At 67.5% G+C, this 19,669-nt stretch carries 20 protein-coding genes and 1 riboswitch; of the genes, 10 read left to right on the top strand and 10 right to left on the bottom strand.

Going from position 1 to position 19,669, the window contains the following annotated elements; all coding sequences use genetic code 11:
- Window positions 1-72: 72 nt before the first annotated feature.
- A complete protein-coding gene (gene gltX, locus IQ782_RS12055; RefSeq protein WP_194134895.1) occupies window positions 73-1,407 on the top strand; it encodes a glutamate--tRNA ligase in 1,335 nt (444 codons plus the stop codon).
- An 81-nt stretch (window positions 1,408-1,488) separates the two neighbouring features.
- Here gltX and IQ782_RS12050 read toward each other — a convergent pair whose 3' ends face one another.
- Together IQ782_RS12050 and IQ782_RS12045 are read right to left on the bottom strand one after the other, a co-directional pair.
- Window positions 1,489-2,718, bottom strand: coding sequence for a DUF2254 domain-containing protein (locus IQ782_RS12050; RefSeq protein WP_194134894.1), 1,230 nt, complete (start codon window positions 2,716-2,718; stop codon window positions 1,489-1,491).
- Window positions 2,715-3,281: a gamma-glutamylcyclotransferase family protein gene (locus IQ782_RS12045; protein WP_194134893.1), complete on the bottom strand. Its 567-nt coding sequence runs from the start codon at window positions 3,279-3,281 to the stop codon at window positions 2,715-2,717. The genes IQ782_RS12050 and IQ782_RS12045 overlap by 4 nt, the downstream gene beginning before the upstream one ends.
- Before the next feature lie 98 nt (window positions 3,282-3,379).
- Here IQ782_RS12045 and IQ782_RS12040 point away from each other — a divergent pair, with 98 nt between their 5' ends.
- The 4 genes from IQ782_RS12040 to gcvP all read left to right on the top strand — a co-directional run bounded on the left by IQ782_RS12040 (window position 3,380) and on the right by gcvP (window position 8,608).
- Window positions 3,380-3,868 carry an Rrf2 family transcriptional regulator gene (locus tag IQ782_RS12040; protein WP_194134892.1) on the top strand — a complete coding sequence of 163 codons (489 nt, stop codon included), beginning with the start codon at window positions 3,380-3,382 and terminating at the stop codon, window positions 3,866-3,868.
- A 10-nt stretch (window positions 3,869-3,878) separates the two neighbouring features.
- Window positions 3,879-3,963: riboswitch (glycine riboswitch) on the top strand.
- 153 nt (window positions 3,964-4,116) lie between these two features.
- Complete coding sequence (gcvT, locus tag IQ782_RS12035) at window positions 4,117-5,244, top strand: glycine cleavage system aminomethyltransferase GcvT (RefSeq protein WP_194134891.1); 1,128 nt, start codon at window positions 4,117-4,119, stop codon at window positions 5,242-5,244.
- A 19-nt stretch (window positions 5,245-5,263) separates the two neighbouring features.
- Complete coding sequence (gene gcvH, locus IQ782_RS12030) at window positions 5,264-5,623, top strand: glycine cleavage system protein GcvH (protein WP_194134890.1); 360 nt, start codon at window positions 5,264-5,266, stop codon at window positions 5,621-5,623.
- A 135-nt stretch (window positions 5,624-5,758) separates the two neighbouring features.
- Entirely contained in the window at window positions 5,759-8,608 is a 2,850-nt protein-coding gene (gene gcvP / locus IQ782_RS12025) for an aminomethyl-transferring glycine dehydrogenase (protein WP_194134889.1), read from the top strand.
- 187 nt (window positions 8,609-8,795) lie between these two features.
- Here the strand turns inward: gcvP and IQ782_RS12020 are convergent, their stop codons facing one another.
- From IQ782_RS12020 to IQ782_RS12010, 3 genes are all read right to left on the bottom strand, one after another.
- Complete coding sequence (locus IQ782_RS12020; protein ID WP_194134888.1) at window positions 8,796-9,677, bottom strand: inositol monophosphatase family protein; 882 nt, start codon at window positions 9,675-9,677, stop codon at window positions 8,796-8,798.
- 71 nt (window positions 9,678-9,748) lie between these two features.
- Complete coding sequence (locus IQ782_RS12015; protein WP_194134887.1) at window positions 9,749-12,274, bottom strand: ABC transporter permease; 2,526 nt, start codon at window positions 12,272-12,274, stop codon at window positions 9,749-9,751.
- Entirely contained in the window at window positions 12,271-12,969 is a 699-nt protein-coding gene (locus IQ782_RS12010; RefSeq protein ID WP_194134886.1) for an ABC transporter ATP-binding protein, read from the bottom strand. Before IQ782_RS12010 ends, IQ782_RS12015 begins: the two co-directional genes overlap by 4 nt.
- Before the next feature lie 20 nt (window positions 12,970-12,989).
- Here IQ782_RS12010 and IQ782_RS12005 point away from each other — a divergent pair, with 20 nt between their 5' ends.
- Window positions 12,990-13,661 carry an arylesterase gene (locus IQ782_RS12005; protein WP_194134885.1) on the top strand — a complete coding sequence of 224 codons (672 nt, stop codon included), beginning with the start codon at window positions 12,990-12,992 and terminating at the stop codon, window positions 13,659-13,661.
- Window positions 13,662-13,845: 184 nt separating this feature from the next.
- On the opposite strand, the gene IQ782_RS29770 is transcribed toward IQ782_RS12005, so the two are convergent.
- Window positions 13,846-14,178: a hypothetical protein gene (locus IQ782_RS29770; RefSeq protein WP_240989254.1), complete on the bottom strand. Its 333-nt coding sequence runs from the start codon at window positions 14,176-14,178 to the stop codon at window positions 13,846-13,848.
- An 81-nt stretch (window positions 14,179-14,259) separates the two neighbouring features.
- The gene (locus IQ782_RS11995; RefSeq protein WP_194134884.1) at window positions 14,260-14,820 is read right to left on the bottom strand and encodes a L,D-transpeptidase; all 561 of its coding nucleotides are present in this window, start codon (window positions 14,818-14,820) and stop codon (window positions 14,260-14,262) included.
- 139 nt (window positions 14,821-14,959) lie between these two features.
- On the opposite strand from IQ782_RS11995, the gene trxC reads away from it, so the two are divergent.
- Window positions 14,960-15,397 carry a thioredoxin TrxC gene (gene trxC, locus IQ782_RS11990; protein ID WP_194134883.1) on the top strand — a complete coding sequence of 146 codons (438 nt, stop codon included), beginning with the start codon at window positions 14,960-14,962 and terminating at the stop codon, window positions 15,395-15,397.
- 18 nt (window positions 15,398-15,415) lie between these two features.
- On the opposite strand, the gene IQ782_RS11985 is transcribed toward trxC, so the two are convergent.
- The 3 genes from IQ782_RS11985 to IQ782_RS11975 are packed head-to-tail and all read right to left on the bottom strand — an operon-like array spanning window position 15,416 to window position 17,008.
- Entirely contained in the window at window positions 15,416-16,033 is a 618-nt protein-coding gene (locus tag IQ782_RS11985) for a MotE family protein (RefSeq protein ID WP_194134882.1), read from the bottom strand.
- Window positions 16,033-16,446 (bottom strand): hypothetical protein, encoded by a 414-nt coding sequence (locus IQ782_RS11980; protein ID WP_194134881.1) that lies wholly within the window; start codon window positions 16,444-16,446, stop codon window positions 16,033-16,035. The genes IQ782_RS11985 and IQ782_RS11980 overlap by 1 nt, the downstream gene beginning before the upstream one ends.
- A gap of 10 nt (window positions 16,447-16,456) precedes the next feature.
- On the bottom strand, window positions 16,457-17,008 hold the full coding sequence (locus IQ782_RS11975; RefSeq protein WP_194134880.1) for a flagellar basal body-associated FliL family protein: 552 nt from the start codon (window positions 17,006-17,008) through the stop codon (window positions 16,457-16,459).
- 163 nt (window positions 17,009-17,171) lie between these two features.
- On the opposite strand from IQ782_RS11975, the gene fliF reads away from it, so the two are divergent.
- The 3 genes from fliF to IQ782_RS11960 are packed head-to-tail and all read left to right on the top strand — an operon-like array spanning window position 17,172 to window position 19,667.
- Window positions 17,172-18,773: a flagellar basal-body MS-ring/collar protein FliF gene (gene fliF, locus IQ782_RS11970; RefSeq protein WP_194134879.1), complete on the top strand. Its 1,602-nt coding sequence runs from the start codon at window positions 17,172-17,174 to the stop codon at window positions 18,771-18,773.
- A complete protein-coding gene (locus tag IQ782_RS11965; RefSeq protein WP_194134878.1) occupies window positions 18,770-19,375 on the top strand; it encodes an ABC transporter ATP-binding protein in 606 nt (201 codons plus the stop codon). The genes fliF and IQ782_RS11965 overlap by 4 nt, the downstream gene beginning before the upstream one ends.
- Window positions 19,368-19,667 (top strand): FliM/FliN family flagellar motor switch protein, encoded by a 300-nt coding sequence (locus IQ782_RS11960; protein ID WP_194134877.1) that lies wholly within the window; start codon window positions 19,368-19,370, stop codon window positions 19,665-19,667. Before IQ782_RS11965 ends, IQ782_RS11960 begins: the two co-directional genes overlap by 8 nt.
- The last annotated feature ends 2 nt before the right edge of the window (window positions 19,668-19,669 follow it).

Below are 19,669 nucleotides of genomic sequence, written 5' to 3'. Positions count from 1 at the left end.
CTCGCCAAGGGCCGCGAACTGGACAAACCGCCGCGCTTGTGAAATTGCCAGCGGCGTATGCAGGAGGCTAGCATGACCACCACCCGTTTCGCACCGTCGCCCACCGGTCACATCCATGTGGGCAACCTCCGCACCGCGCTGTTCAACTACCTGATCGCGCGCAAATCCGGCGGCACCTTCATCCTGCGCATCGACGACACCGACGCCGAGCGCAGCAAGGAAGAGTATGTCGACGGCATCAAGCGCGACCTTGAATGGCTCGGCCTGCACTGGGACAAGACGGAGCGACAGAGCGCGCGGCTCGACCGCTACCATGCCGCCGCCGACGACCTGCGCGCCATGGGCCGGTTCTACGAGGCCTTCGAGACCCCGACCGAGCTCGACCTCAAGCGTAAGAAGCTGCTCAACATGGGCAAGCCGCCGGTCTATGACCGCGCCGCGCTGGAGCTTTCGGACGCAGAGAAGGACAAGCTGCGCGCCGAGCGCGGCAATGGCGTGTGGCGCTTCAAGCTCGACCAGCAGCGTATCGACTGGACCGACGGCATCCTTGGCCCGATCTCGATCGACGCCGCCTCGGTGTCGGACCCGGTGCTGATCCGCGGCGACGGGCAGATCCTCTACACGCTGGCCTCGGTGGTCGATGACATGGACATGGGCGTGACGAACATCGTGCGCGGCTCGGACCACGTCACCAACACCGCGACGCAGATCCAGATCATCGAGGCGCTCGGCGGCACCGCGCCGGGCTTTGCGCACCACTCGCTGCTCACCGGTCCGCAGGGCGAGTCGCTGTCGAAGCGCCTCGGCGTGCTGTCGATCCGCGACCTGCGCGAGGCGGGTATCGAGCCCGAAGCGCTGCTGTCGCTGATGGCGCGCCTGGGATCCAGCCAGCCGGTGGAACTGCGCCTGTCGCTGGACGAGATCGCCGAGGGCTTCGAACTGAGCCAGTTCGGCGCGGCCCCGACCAAGTTCGACGAGCAGGACCTCTACCCGCTGACCGCGCGCAAGCTGCACCAGCTGCCGCTGACGGATGTCGCCGAGGAGCTGACCGCGCTCGGCGTGCCCTCCGAAAAGCAGGAGGCCTTCTGGAACGTCGCGCGCGAGAACATCGTGACCCGCAAGGACATCGCCGGCTGGTGGCAGCTGTTCCGCGATGGCGCCGAGCCGCTGATCGCCGACGAGGACCGCGCCTTTATCGCCGACGCGATGGCGCTGCTGCCCGAGGGCCCCTACACCACCGAGACCTGGGGCGCGTGGACCCAGGCGGTGAAAGAGGCCACTGGCCGCAAGGGCAAGGGGCTCTTCATGCCGCTGCGCAAGGCGCTGACCGGACTCGAGCGTGGCCCCGAGATGGCCGACGTGCTGCCGCTGCTGGAAAAGATCCCGGCGAAGGCGCTGGCGAAGTAAGCACGTCACCTACCGAGATGCGAAAGGCGGACCCTCGGGTCCGCCTTTTTCGTTTCTCCGGCAAGAGCGACGCGCGCCGCCTCAGCCCTCTTGCCGCTTGCTCTCAAGCCAGCGCCGGTCCGCCTCGACCGTCAGCGCGGCCTCGGCATGGGCAAAGGTATAGGCTCGCGTGGCCTCCGCCGCCTCGGCCAGCGCGGGCCACTCGGCGCTGCGCAGCACCTTCATCGCCGACAGCACGCAAGAGATGACCTCGGGACGCGCCGCGCCATCCCGGATCAGCGGGAAGAATCCGTCTTCCAGAAGATGCGCCGGGTTCAGGGGGGCCATCTGGACGTGCGGATAGTCCGGTGGCGCCGCGTCGGGGCTCCCAAGCCCCATCAGCATCCGCTCCAGCCGTTGCACCACGTCGATCGCCGTGCCCGGATCGTTGACCGCCGGCGAAAGGGCACGGATCGCCACCTCGTTCATCACCATCACCCCGTAGCGGGCATCCTGTTCCATGGTCCGCTCGGCCCCGAGCGTGAAGCATCGGGCAATATCCTCTGTCGCGACATGGCCTCCTGCCACCACGCCCAGCGGCATCCCCGGAACCAGATGCGCGCCGGGATGGGCGATCACCCGGAATTGTGCCTCGGCCGCCGCCAGCGTCTCTTCCAGCAGCTCGAAATTGATGTACTGCACATAGCCCGCGCGACCGGCAGGCACCTCCAGCGCGCCCGACGGCAGGTCGCGTTCGGGCGGAACCGCACCGAGCGAAGGGCGCGCCATGGCGCGCTCGAGCGGCGGCAGCGCGCTTTCCACGACGCGGTCAAGCGTGTGGTCCATGCTTCCCATGACACTCAGATGCCCAATCCAGCGCAGCATGGCGACGATCACCGCAACGATGCTGGCGATGGTCAGGAAGAAGATCACCACCGCCGACTCCTCGGAGTAGAGCCCGGCGTTGAACAGGACGAGCGCAGTGAGCGAGAACAGGAAGGTGCCGGTGAAGGCCGCGAGCGCGGTCTGCGCGGTGCTGTCCTCGAGGTGCAGCCGGTAGGCACGCGGTGTAGCCTGACTGGCGGCGGACTGGAAGGCCTGCACCATGACCGAAAGCGAGAAAGTGGTGACGGTCAGCATCGTGGTGGCAAGGATCGACAGGATCGGCGTGACCGCATCGGCACCGAAGCGCTCTTTCATCCAGTCGGGAATCAAGCCCTGGAACAGAGGGGCCAAAGCCACGGCGACGAGCGCCAGGATTGCGCCCATCAGCACCCGCACCCCGAGCCGCTTGGACAGCCGGTAGAGCAGCAGAAGCCAGCGCGGTGTCATTCGGCAAAGACCTTTGCACCGAGCCGTGACAGGGCCGCATCGACAAATCGTTGCTCGGCGTCGGTCAGGCTCTGCGCGCGGGGATATTGCGGCGCGGCGCGGTCATTCAGGATCGGCGCGTCCCAATTGGCCGTGCTGGCAAGAAAACGTTCGGCCCCCTCCTTGCCGAATTCGACCAGATACCCCTGGAGCACCACGTCGAGGTAGCTCAACAGCACCGGGTGATCGACGTCGGGCGACATCCGGTCAGCCTCGGGCACCACGTAGATCGCCATCTCCTCCACAGGCTGTTCAGGGTGGCGCACGTCGTGCAGCGCATCGGTCCGGTCGTAGCAGGCCTCGCGCAGGTCGAGCGCCGCCCAGCCGTCTGCATCCACCGGGGCGATCAGCCCCTCGATCTCGCAGTTGGGGTCACGCAGGACGGTCAGCAGCGACACCGGCCGCCCCGGCACCTGTGCCCAGACCCGACGCCAGCCCGAAGCCGTGGCGCGGTGGGCGGGCGCGAATCCATGCGTCCGGCGGTTGACCAGAGACCCATATCCGAAAAAATAAGATGTGCTCATTTAGCGCTTTTTCTTCCGTCCGATTGATATGTGTCAATCCAACCTTTGACCTAACCCTGTACCTAATCCGGCATTCATTCAAAGCGAGGACATTTCCCGTGCGCGTGACCAAGAGAACGAATATCGCGATCCGCGTCCTGATGCATTGTGCCGCGAACACCGGGCGCCTGGTCACGAAGTCAGAGATTGCCAAGTGCTGCAATGCCTCGGAAAACCACCTTGCACAGGTTATCAACCAATTGGCGCAGCTTGGTTTTCTCAGCACGCATCGCGGCCGCAACGGCGGCCTGGAGCTGGCGCGACCGGCCGATCAAATCCGGATCGGCGAGGTCTTCCGCACACTCGAATCCCCCGTGCCGCTGGCCGAATGCTTTGCCGATGCCGACAACACCTGCCCGCTGACCGAGGCCTGCCGGCTGCGACTGGCGCTCTCGGAAGCGGCGAATGCCTTCTATGCCACGCTCGACCCGATCACGCTCGACGCGCTGGTCTGCGGCAATGCCGCTCTGATCAACATCCTCGTGCCCGTCCAGGCCTGCTCGATTCCCCGCCCCACGGGCGCGCTTGCGGCTGTCGCGCAAGTATAATAGTTTCACCGCCATCGCGATGGGAGAACCGGCTTGCCGGTGCCGAAGGAGCAACCGCCCCGGAAACTCTCAGGCCAAAGGACCTTCGCGGCACTTAGAAACTCTGGAGAGAGGCGCGACAAGCGCTCGCCGAAGGGATAACGATCTCAGGCGAAAGGACAGAGGGGGCATTTCGGGCGCGGGCGAGATCCGCGCGGGGAATGTCCGGGGGCTCTGCGCCGTTCCGGGCCGAGAGGATCGGGGAGCGCATGGACGAGCTGAAACGCACGCCATTACACGATTTGCACATTGAGCTGGGCGCCAAGATGGTGCCCTTTGCCGGCTACGAGATGCCGGTGCAATACAAGCTCGGAGTGCTCAAGGAACATCTGCACACGCGCGAGAGGGCCGGGCTGTTCGACGTCAGCCACATGGGGCAGGTGATCCTGTCCGGCGACAGCGTGGAACGCATCGCGCTGGCGCTTGAATCGCTGGTGCCGGTGAATATTGCCGGGCTGGCCGAGAACCGCCAGCGCTACGGCTTCTTCACCAATGACGCGGGCGGGATCGAGGATGACCTGATGATCGCCAACCGTGGCGATCACCTGTTTGTCGTGGTCAACGCCGCCTGCAAGACCGAGGACATGGCGCTGATGCGCGCCGGACTGGAGCCGAAGGGCGTGACGCCCCGGCTGCTCGGCGACCGCGCGCTGCTGGCGCTGCAGGGTCCGGCGGCCGAAGACGTGCTGGCCGGCCTCAACCCCGCGGTGCGCGAGATGCGCTTCATGGATGTCGCCACGGTCGAGCTTGTCGGCGCCGACTGCTGGGTCTCGCGCTCGGGCTACACCGGCGAGGACGGCTTCGAGATCTCGGTGCCCGAGGACAAGGCGGTCGACCTCGCCCGCGCGTTGCTGGCGCATGACGATGTCGAACCCATCGGCCTTGGCGCCCGCGACTCGCTGCGCCTCGAAGCCGGGCTCTGCCTCTACGGACACGACATCGACACCACGACCACGCCGGTCGAGGCGGCGCTGACCTGGGCGATCCAGAAGATCCGCCGCAGCGGTGGCGCCCGCGAGGGCGGCTTCCCCGGTGCCGAGAAGATCCTCGCCGAGTTCGACACTGGCGCTTCGCGCGCCCGCGTCGGCCTGCGCCCCGAGGGCCGCGCCCCGATGCGCGAAGGTGTGGAAATTTTTGCACAGGAAGAGGGCGGCACCCCGATCGGCCGCGTCACCTCGGGCGGTTTCGGGCCGACCACGGGCACCCCGGTCGCCATGGGCTACGTCGCCATTGACCACGCCGCCCCCGGCACCAAGCTATTCGGCGAGCTGCGCGGCAAGCGGCTCGCCCTCGAAGTGGCCGAAATGCCCTTCGTCACCCAGACCTACAAACGCTGACACAGACAGGGACAGCACGATGAAATTTACCGAAGAGCACGAATGGCTCCGCGTCGAGGGCGATGTCGTCGTCGTCGGCATCACCGCACATGCAGCCGAACAGCTGGGCGATGTGGTGTTCGTGGAACTGCCGGAAGAAGGCACCACGGTCAGCAAGGATGACGAGGTCGTGGTGATCGAGTCGGTCAAGGCCGCCTCCGACATCCTCGCCCCGCTCGACGGCGAGATCGTCGAGGTGAACAGCCCGCTCGCCGACGAGCCCTCCAAGGTCAACGACGACCCCGAGGGCGAGGCCTGGTTCTTCAAGATGAAGATCGAGGACCTCTCGGCGCTCGACGACTTCATGGACGAAGCCGCCTACAAGGACTTCATCGGCTGATGTCCCCGCGCCCTGCCCCGCCGCTGCGCATGGCGGCGAAGCAGGGCCGGTGCGTATTTGAAGAACAATGAAAGGGGCAGGGCCGCGCCTTGCCCCCTCTCTCCTGCTGAACCTGCTGTTTCGGGACGGAACCACATGGCCTTCACCCCCACCGACTACCTGCCGTATGACTTTGCCAACCGCCGCCACATCGGGCCCTCGCCCAAGGAAATGGCGCAGATGTTCGAGGTGCTGGGGGTCAAGGACCTCGACGCGCTGATCAAGCAGACCGTCCCCGCCGGCATCCGCCAGGCCGAGGCGCTCGAGCTTGGCAAGCCCATGTCCGAGCGCGAGATGCTCTGGCACATGCGCGAGGTCGCCAAGAAGAACAAGGTGCTGACGTCGCTGATCGGCCAGGGCTACCACGGCACGGTCACCCCGCCCGCGATCCAGCGCAACATCTTCGAGAACCCCGCCTGGTACACGGCCTACACGCCCTACCAGCCCGAGATCTCGCAGGGCCGGCTCGAGGCGCTGCTGAACTACCAGACCATGGTGTCCGACCTCACCGGGCTCGAGATCGCCAACGCCTCCCTGCTCGACGAGGCCACCGCCTGTGCCGAGGCGATGACCATGGCGCAGCGCGTCGCGAAGTCGAAGGCGACCGCCTTTTTCATCGACGAGAATTGCCACCCGCAGAACATCGCGGTGATGAAGACCCGCGCCGCGCCGCTGAACATCGAGATCATCGTCGCCAGCCCCGACGCCCTCGAGGCCGACAAGGTCTTCGGCGCGATCTTCCAGTACCCCGGCACCCATGGCCACGTGCGTGACCTCACCGCCGAGGTGGAGGCGCTGCACGCCGCCAAGGCGATCGGCATCGTCGCCGCCGACCCGATGGCGCTGTGCCTGCTGAAGGAGCCGGGCGCGATGGGCGCCGATATCGCCGTGGGCTCGACCCAGCGCTTCGGCGTGCCGCTCGGCTACGGCGGCCCGCACGCCGCCTACATGGCCACCAAGGACGCCTACAAGCGCAGCATGCCGGGTCGCATCGTCGGGGTGTCGATCGACAGCCACGGCAACCGCGCCTACCGGCTTGCCCTGCAGACCCGCGAGCAGCACATCCGCCGCGAGAAGGCCACGTCGAACGTCTGCACCGCGCAGGCGCTGCTGGCGGTGATGGCGGGCTTCTACGCGGTGTTCCACGGCCCCGAGGGGCTGAAGGCGATCGCGCAGCGCATCCACCGCAAGACCGAGCGGCTGGCGCGCGGTCTGGAGGAGGCCGGCTTCAAGATCGAGCCCGAGACCTTCTTCGACACGATCACCGTGGATGTCGGCCTGCTGCAGCAGGGCGTGCTGCGCGCCGCCGTCAAGGAAGGCGTCAACCTGCGCAAGGTGGGCGAGACCCGCGTCGGCATCACGCTCGACGAGACCACCCGCCCGGCCACCATCGAGGCGGTCTGGCGCGCCTTCGGCCTCCTGCGCAAGGACGAGGACTTCGCCCCGCGCTACCGCCTGCCCGAGGCCTCGATCCGCACCAGCAGCTACCTCACCCACGAGGTCTTCCACATGAACCGGGCCGAGACCGAGATGATGCGCTACATGCGCCGTCTCGCGGACCGCGACCTCGCGCTCGACCGGGCGATGATCCCGCTCGGCTCCTGCACGATGAAGCTCAACGCCGCCGCCGAGATGATGCCGGTCAGCTGGCCCGAGTTCGCCGGGCTGCACCCCTACGTGCCCGAGGACCAGGCGCTCGGCTACAAGGAGATGATCGACGATCTTTCCGAGAAGCTCTGCAAGGTCACCGGCTACGACGCCTTCACCATGCAGCCGAACTCCGGCGCGCAGGGCGAATACGCGGGCCTTCTGACCATCGCCTCGTGGCAGCGCGCGCGCGGCGAGGGCCAGCGCAACGTCTGCCTGATCCCGGTCAACGCGCATGGCACCAACCCCGCCTCGGCGCAGATGGTCGGCTGGAAGGTCGTGCCGGTGAAATGCGACGAGAAGGGCTCGATCGACCTCGTGGACTTCCGCGCCAAGGCCGAGCAGTACAGCGAGACGCTGGCCGCCTGCATGATCACCTACCCGTCGACCCACGGCGTCTTCGAGGAGACGGTGCGCGACGTCTGCGCGATCACCCATGAGCACGGCGGGCAGGTCTATATCGACGGCGCCAACATGAACGCCATGGTGGGGCTTTCGCGTCCCGGCGATCTGGGCGGCGACGTCAGCCACCTCAACCTGCACAAGACCTTCTGCATCCCGCACGGCGGCGGCGGCCCCGGCATGGGCCCGATCGGCGTGAAGGAGCACCTGGTGCCGCACCTGCCGGCGCATCCGCTGGAAGAGGGCATCGCCGGGCCGGTCTCGGCCGCGCCCTACGGCTCGCCCTCGCTGCTGCCGATCTCCTGGGGCTACATCCAGATGATGGGCGGCGCCGGGCTGACGCAGGCGACCCGCGTGGCGATCCTCAACGCCAACTACATCGCCACCCGCCTCGCCGGGGCCTACGAGGTGCTCTACACCGGCCACGAGGGCCGCGTGGCGCATGAGTGCATCCTCGACGTGCGCCCCTTCGCAGACAGCTGCGGGATCACCGTGGATGACGTGGCCAAGCGCCTCATCGACTGCGGCTTCCACGCGCCGACCATGAGCTTCCCGGTGCCGGGCACGCTGATGATCGAGCCGACGGAATCCGAAACCAAGGCCGAGCTCGACCGCTTCTGCGACGCCATGCTGGCGATCCGCGAGGAAATCCGCGCGGTCGAGGAAGGCAAGGCCGACCCCGAGAACAACCCGCTGAAACACGCGCCGCACACGATGGAAGACCTCGTGCGCGACTGGGACCGGCCGTACAGCCGCGAGCAGGGCTGCTTCCCGCCGGGCGCCTTCCGGGTCGACAAGTACTGGCCGCCGGTCAACCGCGTCGACAACGCCTGGGGCGACCGCAACCTGACCTGCACCTGCCCGCCGATGAGCGATTACGCCGAGGCGGCGGAGTAAGGCGGGCGACCTGAAGCGAGGGGCCAGCCCCTCGCGCTCCCCGGGATATTTGACCCCAGAAGAAAGGCCCGCACCTTCTTCTAGGCAAAAATATCCCCGCCGGAGGCAAGCCGAAGGCTTTCAAGGCAAAAGGGCGGAACCTCGGTTCCGCCCTTTTCATTTCCGCGCGGTCGTTTCTCCGGCCGCGTCACCCTTCGGTCGGCGGGTCGAGCAAGAAGGAGAAGGCATCGCGGATACGCTCCCAGGTTTCCTTGTTCGAGGCGCAGAGCAGGACCCCGTCGCGCAGCTTGGCGTTGTAGTCCGAGCCGTCGAGCATTGCCACGTGGCCGCCCGCGCATTTCGAGATCAGCGCCCCGGCCGCGTGGTCCCAGGGTGTCAGCCGGGCCGAGAAGAGGAAGTCCACGGAACCCTGCGCGAAGAGACGGAACTCGTGGGCCGAACAGCGCAGCGTGTGGCTGCGCTCGAAGCGCGGCAGCACGGCGGCGACCTGCGCCTGCTTGTCCTCGGGGAAAAGATAGAGCGGCACGAAGCCCTGCAGCTCCGAGAGCGGCCCTCCGGGCGAGACGGTCAGGTGCCGGCTAAGGCGGCGGCGCGGGAAGACCAGTTCGGTCGGGCCGCCGGTCTCGGCCATGACCACGTCATCAAGGATCGGATCGTAGATCATCCCGAAGACCGGCACGCCGAAGCGCGTGGCCGAAAGGATGATGCCGAAGGTCGCCAGCCCATGAGCGTAGTTCCAGGTGCCATCCACCGGGTCGATGGTGAAGGCCAGTTCCGCGTCGCCGATCCTGTCGCGGATCTCGGGGTGCTCGGCCACCGCCTCCTCGCCGACGATCAGCGCGTGCGGATACATGCGCTGCAGTCCGCGGGCGATCATCGCCTCGGCGCCCTTGTCGGCGGCGGTCACCAGGTCCTGCCGTCCGGTCTTTTCCGAGATCTCGGAGGGATCGAGCGCGCGGAAGCGGGGCAGGATCTCGGCCCGTGCGGCGCGGCGCAGCAGGTTGAGGATGCTGGTCCGCTGCGCCGGGGTGATCGGAGCCGAGATCGGCATCGGCAGGGAATCGGTCATTGGGCAGGTCCGTCCTTTGCAGCCTTGGGTCAGGTCAGACCTGCCAGCCCCTGACGCAAGGTTCAAGCTGCTTACTCGCGCGCCCGCAGAACCCGCGCGGGTCTTGCCGACAGCGGTCGCCAGGCAAAGGCCAGCCCCGCCAGCAGCGTCGCCAGCGCGCCACCAAGGATGATGCCGAGGGCCGAGCCCCACATGACGTCGAACTCCGTCTCCATCAGGAAATGGCTCACCGCCCAGCCACCGAGGATGCCCGCGCCCAGTGCCACCGCGCCCGCCGCCGCGCCGAGCAGCGCCGAGCGCAGGGCAAAGCTCTGGAGGATGCGCGCCCGCGACGCGCCGAGGGTCTTCAGCACCGCCGCCTCGTAGCTGCGCGCCGCCTCGCCGGCCGAAGCCGCGCCGATCAGCACCAGGAAGCCGGTCAGCAGAGTTGCCGCCGCGCCCCAGCGGATCGCCCCCGCCACGCCTTCGAGCAATTCCGAGACGCGGTCGATGGCGTCGCGGACACGGATTGCGGTGATATTGGGGTAGGCATTGGCCAGATCGCGCAGGATCGCCGCCTCGGCCTGTGGCTCGGCGTAGACGGTGGAGATCCAGGTGTGCGGCGCCCCGGCCAGCGCCGAGGGGTTCAGCGACATGACGAAGCCGATCCCGGCGGTCGAGAAATCCACTTCGCGGAAGCTGGTGATCGTCGCGGTGATGTCGCGACCGAGGATGTTGAGGGTGATCTCGTCGCCGAGCTTCAGGCCGATCTCCTCGGCCTCCTCGGCGGCAAAGCTGACCTGCGGCGGGCCGGAATAATCCTCGGGCCACCACTCGCCCGCCGTGACTTTGGTCCGCTCGTCGGGCTGTGCGGCGTAGGTGATGCCGCGATCTCCACGCACCACCCAGTGCCCGCCCGCCACCTCGCGCGCGTCGCGCCCGTTGATCTGGGTGACCACGCCGCGCAGCATCGGCGCGGTGTCGACACGGCTGACCGCCGGGTCATGCGCGAGCCGCGCCTTGAAGCCCTCGATCTGGTCCGGCTGGATGTCGACGAAGAAATACGACGGCGCGATCTTGGGCAGATCGCGCGAGATCGAGGCGCGCAGGTTGCCGTCGATCTGGCCGATTGCGGCCAGCACCGTCAGCCCCAGTCCCAGCGAGAGCACCACCGAGGCCGCGGTCTCGCGCGGGCCGCCGATGGCCGAGAGCGCCCACCGCAGCGCCGGGCGCCCGCGCGAGAGCGGCGCGGCGCGCTGCGCCAGCCAGCGGATGCCGGTCGCGGCGAAGGTCAGGATGATCAGCGCACCGATCAGACCCGCCGCGGTCCAGAGCGTGATCTTGCGGTCCCCCGAGAACAGCGTCGCCGCGCCGACCAGAAGCAGCAGCAGCGCCAGCGTGGCGAAGACGTAGCGTTTGGCTGGCAGGCCGCGCGCGCTGTCGAGCGCGTCGCGGAACAGCGTGGCGGCGCGCACTTCCTCGGTCCGGGCCAGCGGCCAGAGGGTGAAGAGCAGTGCGGTCAGCACCCCGTAGAGCGCCGCCTCGGCCAGCGGGACCGGGTAGAGCGTGAGGCTGATCGGCACCGGCAGGGCACTGGCGATGAGCGGGCCGAAGAGCAGCGGGATGGCTGCGCCAAGGACCAGCCCGAGCGCGATTCCGACCAGAGACAGCGCGCCTATCTGCAGGAAATAGGTGAGGAAGATGGTGTTGCGCGAGGCCCCGAGCGTGCGCAGCGTGGCGATGACCGAGGTCTTGCGCGCGAGGTAGGCGCGCACGGCGGCCGAAACCCCGATACCGCCCACGGCGAGCCCCGACAGGCCGACGAGCACGAGGAACCGCCCCAGCCGCTCGACGAAGCGCGCAACGCCCGGCGCGCCGTTGCGCGAGTCGCGCCAGCGGATGCCGCCCTCGCGGTAGCGCTCCGCCGCCTCGGTCTTCAACGCGTCGAGATCGCTGCCGGGCGGCAGCAGCAGGCGGTATTCGCTCTCGTAGAGCGAGCCGGGGGCGAGCAGGCCGCTGCCGTCCAGATCGGCGGTGCGCACCAGCGTCCGCGGGCCGAGGCCGAAGCCGTCACCGGCGTCGTCCGGTTCGCGCAGGATCACCGCCGACAGGGTGAACTCCTGCGTGCCCAGCTTGAAGCTGTCGCCGGGCGCGAGACCCAGACGGTCAGCGAGCACGGGGGCCATGACGGCACCGGGCCGCCCGTCGCCGTCCAGCGCCTGCGAGAGCGGCATCGGCGGGTCCAGCACCACTTCGCCCAGCAGCGGGTAGGCATCGTCCACCGACTTCACCTGCGTCAGGCCCCGCTCGGTCTCACCGTCGCGGCTGACCGTCGCCATGGAGCGGAAATCGGTGACCGCCGAGACCTCGGTCGCGATCCCCTCGAGCCAGGCAAGCTCCTCGTCGGTGGCGAAGCGATAGGTGAACTCGGCCTGCGCGTCGCCGCCGAGCAGCACCGCGCCCTGGTCCGAGAGCCCCGCCTCGATGGCGGTGCGCACCGATCCTACCCCGGCGATGGCGGCGACCCCGAGCGCGAGGCAGGCGATGAAGATGCGGAAGCCATGCACGCCGCCGCGCAGCTCGCGGCGGGCGAAACGGGCGGCGGTCGCAAGGCTCATTCGGCGGCCCTCGCCCGCAGCCCGGCAGGATCGATCCGCCCGTCGGTCAGCCGCACCACGCGGTCGCAGCGCTCGGCCAGACGGTTGGAGTGGGTGACCAGCACCAGCGTCGCGCCATGCTCGTCGCGCAGTCCGAAGAGCAGGTCCATGATCGCCTGCCCGGTGCTGCCGTCGAGGTTGCCGGTCGGCTCGTCGGCAAGCAGGATCTTCGGCCGCGGCGCAGAAGCGCGGGCCAGTGCCACGCGCTGCTGCTCGCCGCCCGACATCTGCGACGGGTAGTGCCCGGCGCGATGACCGAGGTTCACGCGCTCGAGCTCGGCCTCGGCGCGGGCAAAGGCGTCCTTGTGCCCGGCCAGTTCCAGCGGCGTGGCGACGTTTTCAAGCGCGGTCATCGTCGGGATCAGGTTGAAGGACTGGAAAACCACACCCATGTGGTCACGGCGGAAGCGCGCCATGCGGTCCTCGTCCATGCCGGTGAACTCCTGTCCAAGCACCGAGACGCGGCCCGACGTGGCACTCTCCAGACCGCCCATGACCATCAGCAGGGAACTTTTCCCCGAACCCGAGGGCCCGATCAGGCCCAACGTCTCGCCCCGCCCGACGGTCATCGAGATTCCGTGAAGGATTTCGACCGGTCCGGCATTGCCCCTGAGGCTGAGGGTGACATCATCGAGGACAATCACGGGATCGGGCATCGAAAGGGCCTTTCGGGAAAATGGCACGTTCACTGACATATGGGGGCTTTGCCCCTCTCAGCAAGGCTGCGGCCTGCCTCACTTTTCTGGCAGCCCCCCTGCCCGCTTCGGCGCTGGAGATCCTGGCGCTGGGAGACAGCCTGACGCAGGGATACGGGCTGCCCGCGCCGGACGGGCTGGTGCCGCAGCTTCAAGGCTGGCTGACAGCGCATGGCCACGAGGTGAGCATCGTGAACGGCGGCGTGTCCGGTGACACCACGGCGGGAGGGCTTTCGCGCGTCGCCTGGTCGCTGACCCCCGAAATCGACGCGATGATCGTGACCTTGGGCGGCAATGACATGATGCGCGGGATCGATCCAACGACGGCGCGCAGCAACCTCGACGGCATTCTCGCGGAAGCGCAGTCGCGGGATCTGCCGGTGCTGCTCGTGGGGATGACCGCGCCCGGAAACTTCGGTCCCGACTACAAGGCGCAATTCGATTCGATCTACCCCGAGCTGGCCGAGAAATACGGAACGTTGCTGTTCGAGGACTTCTTCTCCGGCCTGCGCGACGGCGCAGAGGTCCCGGCGAATCTCGGATCGGTCATGCAGGCGGACGGGATTCACCCGAGCGCCGAGGGCGTGAAGATGGTGGTGGCTGCCCTGGGGCCGAGCGTCGAGGCTCTGATTGGCCGAATCGACGGCGACTAGAGGACAGCAGTTCTATCCTGGACAAAGCTGGCACCCCCGAGTTGGGGCAAGAACATGTGCGGCCAGCTTCCGTTTGCCGCGTCGAAGCCGTCGGCCGAAAGCACAAGCGGCCAGATTTCCGCCATACACTTCAGACCAGAGGTGCGGCCCCAAGGGTGCCGCACAGGCTCGGCGGCGATGGGCTTCAGGAGCGTGCGACCACGGCCGAAGCGGTGCGGACGTCACTGCCGCGCAGCGTTGCGAAGAGGATCGGAAGCAGGCCCGACACAAGGCTGACCGAAAAATAAAGGCCGAACGCGTTCAGCGCCGAGGTGTCGAAGAAGATCCAGGAGAAGAGACCGGAGAAAGCACCGAAGATGCTGCCGGCCATGAGAGCCACAATCGCCATACACATACCCTTCGCATTTTTTTGGGCCCCCAAGGTTTTGGGGTACCGTTTTATGGCCCCATTTGTGAGTGCGGAATCGGGCTCGAATGTGGCGATGGATGTCACGAAATGGGGCAATTTGCCGGTCATTTCCTGTTGCCGCAACGGCAAACGGCGGCCCCTCTCGGGACCGCCGCCTGTTTCTCGCCACGCTCGGCGGGGTTCTCCGGATCAGACCACGGTGACTTTCGTGCCCACGGGAACCCTTTGATATAGATCGATGACGTGCTCGTTGATCATCCGGATGCAGCCGTTCGACACAGAGCGTCCGATTGTGCCGGGTTGCGTGGTGCCATGGATCCGGAAGAAGGTGTCGCGCCCATTCTGGAACAGGTAAAGAGCGCGCGCTCCCAGCGGGTTGCCGGGGCCGCCGGGCTCGACATAGTCATTGTTCCTGAACTTGGCGTAGGTCTGCGGCTCTCGCTCGATCATCTCGTTCGTCGGACGCCAGGTGGGCCATTCCTTCTTGACCTGGATGATCGCCTCTCCGGTGAATTCCAGCCCGGCCTTGCCGACGCCCACGCCGTAGCGCAGCGCCTCGCCGGGAGCGGTGATGAAATAGAGGAAATGCGCGCGCGGCATGATGAGGATCTGTCCCGGCTGCATGTCACTCCGCATCCGCACCGGCTGAGGCGCGAATTTCGGGTCGAGTGTATAGGCGGAAGCCGGGGCGGCGGCGGCCAGAAGCGCCCCTGCGCTGGCCGTGGCGACAAATTTGCGACGGGTGATCATGGGCAACTCTCAGCTTTGTTCTCTGGGCACCGGGATTCTGTGGCCACGGCGGGTAAAATCAATGGGGGACGGACAAAGGCATTGTCACAATTGCGCGGGGAACACATATCAGTTGAAATGAATGTATGGAGATCACGAAATGGTCAAGCTTGTCTGCTTCGATTGTGGCCAGACCAACCGCGTGCCGCAAGAAAGACTTGCCGCAGGACCGAAATGCGGCACTTGCGGCACCCCTTTGATGGATGGCAAGGCGCATGAGATCGACGCCGAGACGCTCGCAAAGGCGATCCGGACCGACGAAGCCCCACTGGTGGTGGATTTCTGGGCCCCCTGGTGCGGGCCCTGCCGGATGATGGGCCCGGAGTATTCCAAGGCGGCCACGGCGCTGAAGGGGAAGGCCCGGCTGGTGAAGCTGAACACCGAGCAACACCAGAAGGCGGCCGCCCAGTTCGGCATTCGCGGTATTCCGACGCTGATTTCCTTCGACAAGGGCCGCGAATCGGCACGTCAGTCGGGCGCTCTCCCCGCCGCACAGATCGAGGCCTTTGCCCTGCGCCCGTCCGGCGCCAAGGGCTGACTCCGGCGCGCCGAGGCCCTAGTTCTTCGGCGCGTTGGCATTCCGACCGGCGAGCATGACGCTGATCGTATAGGCGAGCTTGGGGTCCATACCCGACAGGATGGCGGCCGCCGCGTCGGGCCGCATCCGCCCCAGGAAGCCAGCGGCGAAATCGGGCTCCATCTGCGAGAACACCGCAGCCGCCTCGCGCGGCTTCATGTTGGCATAGACCTGCGTGAGCTGGGCCACGTCATTCTCGGCTGCGGTTTCCGCCATGGCCAGCGTGGCCCGAAGCCGCTGCTCGCTGTCCTGCATGGCGGCAAGCTTCTGATCGATTGTCGTCTCTGCCACCTGCAGCGATTGCAGCCGGCTGCGCAGCTCTTCCTCACGCTGCGCGACCTGCGCCTCACGGGCGCGCAGCGCCTCCAGCGCAGGGGCAAGATCCTCCTCTCCGACGCAGGCTCCGGGCTGGAATGCCGCATCGGCGGCAGGAGAGGTGTCGCCGGGCAGCCCGTTCGCGACCTCGCCTTTCGGAAGGTTGTCCAGCGCTTGGGCCGCGCCCGCCCCGAGCCTGACCATGGCCGAGGCAATCATCAAGCCGCTGATGATCGCCAGGACACCCCGGCCGGGAATCAACTTGCGAAGGTGCCGGCGCATCAGGCTGCGCCGCTGCGCGAATGGCGCAGGAACACCGGCTCGCCCGTCCCGGCCGGCCGTGCTTCGTCCGTCGACGCGGGGTCCGTGCCGCGGGTTTCCGCGGTCCCGGCTTCCGCGGTCGGAGCGACCTCGGGCAGATCATGCATCGAGGCAATCAGGAGTTCGAGCCGCTGCGCCACCTGCTCGCCGCGCTGGGTGAGATCGGTGAGCGCATCGGCGGAGCTGCCCGCCGCCTGTCGCGCCGCCCCAAGGGTCCGCGTGAGATCATCGACCTGCGCCGACAGCACCGCCACCGCGCCACCGACCCCTTTCTCTAGGTCGGTGAACCGGGTCAGCCGCCGCGACAGGACAAGGCAGTAGAATCCGGCGCCAAGGGCCCCGGCCGCCAGCAGGATATCGGCGATCATCTCCATGAATACCCCCTCAGTTGAGCACGAATTCGGTCACCAGAAGGTCGCGGACGCCATCTTCGCCAGCGACCATCTGGATGCGGCGCAGCATCTGGGCACGCAGCCGGATCAACGCCCCTTGCGCCTCCACGTCCCGCGGCTCGAGCGCGCGCAGGTAGGTGTTCAGCACATCGAGGATCCGCGGCATCAGCTGCTCCACCGCCGCGCGGCGCTCCGGCGCGACTTCGAGTTGCGCGCTGAAGCGCAAGTGGTGCAGCGCCGTCACCGGCCCAAGCGAGGCGACTAGCTGCGGCAATTCAATGAAACTCGCCACGCCGGCGGCGGCATCCGGATCCCCCGTGTTTTCATGTCCGCCTTCGCCATGCCCCGCATCGGCGGCAGCCTGCCCGGCGGCCGCTTCGGACTGAGCACTCCCGAGGAAGGGCAGCAGGCCCGAATAAGCCGCGAAGAAACCACCACCTCCGCCCAGAAGCGCGAAGAGCAGCCCGACAAGCAGCGGCAGTTTCGATCCTTTCTTGCGCGGCGCTTCATCTTCGCCGGCCGCGTCGGCGGTGGCGTCGGTCATGCGGCACCTCTCGTCTGACGGCCCGCTTATAGGCCGGCAGAGGCTAACCGAATGTTAAGTCCGATCCGCCAAACATACCCCTGCCGGTGGCGGTTTGTTCCCGGCGGAGAAACAGCCCAGTCCCCCGCGCCGAACCACGCGCCGGGCCGAAACGGAGGTGTTCTTGCAGCAACTCGCGACAGTCTGGAGCGCGCTCACCCCGCGCCGCCGCGCGGTGGCCATCGCGGCCACATTGGCCATGGTCCTGGCGATGCTCGCCCTCGCGCGGGTCGCCGGATCTCCGCCGATGGCGCTGCTCTACGCCGGCCTGGAGAACGGCACCGCCGGCGAGGTGGTCGAAGCGCTCGAATCGCGCGGCGTGCCTTTCGAGGTGCGCGGCGGCGCGATTTTCGTCCCCGACAGCCAGCGCGACGCGCTGCGCATGACGCTGGCCAGCGAAGGGCTGCCCGCCAACAGCACGCAAGGCTACGAACTGCTTGATACGCTGTCCGGATTCGGCACGACCTCGCAGATGTTCGACGCCGCCTACTGGCGCGCCAAGGAGGGGGAATTGGCGCGCACCATCGTCGCCAGCCCGCTGGTGTCCTCGGCCCGCGTCCATATCGCCAACTCCTCGGCGAATCCCTTCCAGCGCGACGTCGCGCCCTCTGCCTCGATCTCGGTGACGGCCAGCGGCGCCGCGATCTCGCCGGCCCAGGCGCGCGCCCTGAAATACCTCGTTGCTTCCGCCGTGCCCGGTTTGGTGCCCGAGGAGGTCGCGGTCATCGACAGTGTCGCCGGGCTTGTCGGCTCCGAAGAGGACACTGGCAGCGGTCCCAGCGCCGAGGACCGCGCCCTGGCGCTGCGCGACCGGGTGCAGCGGTTGATCGAAGCCCGCGTCGGCACCGGCAACGCCGTGGTCGAGGTCAGCGTCGACACCGTGACCGAAAGCGAATCTATCCGCGAAAGGCGGTTTGATCCGGAAGGGCGGGTCGCGGTCTCCACCGACACCGAAGAGGGCAGCAGCAGCAATCAGAACAGCGGCAGCCCAGAGGTGACCGTGGCCTCGAATCTGCCCGACGGCCAGGCGGGCGGCAACCAGTCCTCGTCGAGCCAGAACAGCGATACGCGCGAACGGGTGAACTACGAGGTCTCGGAAACCACGCGCGAGGTCACCCGAGGCCCCGGCGCGGTGCGTCGCCTGACCGTGGCCGTGCTGGTCAACGGCCGCTTCGAGGCCGGCACCGACGGGACCCAGACCTTCGTGCCGCTGCCCGATACCGAACTGGCGGCGCTGCGCGACCTCGTCGCCTCCGCCGTCGGATTCGACGAAACCCGCGGCGACCAGATCACCCTGCGCTCGCTGCCTTTCGAGCGGCCCGAGGGGCTCGGCACCGGCCCCATAGAGCCCGGCTGGTTCGCCGTCCCGCTCGATCCGATGACCTTGATCCAGCTCGGCGTGCTCTCCGCCGTGGCTTTGATCCTCGGGCTGTTTGTCGTCCGTCCGATTCTTGCTGGCAAGGCCGCGGGCGCCGCGCCGCTCGCGCTTCCCGGAACGACGCCCGCGGCCGAGACCCTGACCGGCGAGATCGCCGAGGATGACGGGTTTGCGCCGCTCGCGTCCCTTGGAAGCGGTCCTGATTTCGGCGGACTCGGAATGGTCGATTTCGATTCTCCCAGCGTGGAAGATCCGGTGGACCGACTGCGCGCCCTGATCGAAGAGCGCAAGACCGAAACGGTGGAAATCCTGCGCAGCTGGCTCGACGAGAAGGAAGAAGCGAAGTGACCAAACTGTTGAATTTTCTCGAGGATTTCTCGCACCCTCGCAGTGGGATGCCGGAGCCTGCCGACTCGCTTGGCACAGCCGAGGTCGAAGCGGCGACACTCGAGTCCTTCGACACCGGCTACCGCGCCGGATGGGACGACGCGATCAAGGCGCAAAGCGAGGAGTCCGGCCGTATCGCCAGCGATTTCGCGCAGAACCTGCAGGACCTGTCCTTCACCTACAACGAAGCCTACCGCCAGATGCTCGACGGGGTGACCCCGCTCTTCGAAGAGATGCTGCACGCCTTGCTGCCCGCGCTCCTGCACCAGACGCTGGGACTCCACCTGCGCGAACAGCTGGCGATGATGGCGCAGGAGATCGCGCGCCGCGACGTTGTGATTGCCGTGGCCCCGGGAACCACCATGCAGGTCGCGCCGCTGCTGGAGCAGGATTTCGGCTTTCCGCTGCGGCTCGAGGAAGACGCAACGCTCGCCGAGGGGCAGGCCGACCTGCGTTTCGGCGACACCGAGCGGCAGATCGACCTGAGCGGCCTGCTCCAGGAAGTGAGCCGCGCGGTCGAAGGCTTCGCCCATGACAACCGGAGGAACGCGGCGCATGGATGACATCTCGGACGCCGACGGGAAACCGGCCGGCGGGCGCGGCGGCGCGCCCTTCACATCGGTGCCAATCGAGATCACCGTCTCGGTCGGCCGCGCCAGGCCGTTGGTACGGGACCTGCTCAAGCTGGGTGAAGGCTCGGTGCTTACACTGGATCGCCGGCTCGAGGACCCGGTCGAACTCTATGTCGGCGACAAGCTGATCGGCACCGGCGCGCTGGAAGTCACCGGCGAGGGCGAGAACGCGCAGCTGGCGGTGCGTCTGCTTGAAGTGATGGACATCCAGAGCCCCGGCTGACC

The organism is Salipiger mangrovisoli (assembly GCF_015223355.1).
Classification (GTDB): domain Bacteria; phylum Pseudomonadota; class Alphaproteobacteria; order Rhodobacterales; family Rhodobacteraceae; genus Salipiger; species Salipiger mangrovisoli.
This window is presented reverse-complemented; position numbering and strand designations above follow the sequence as displayed.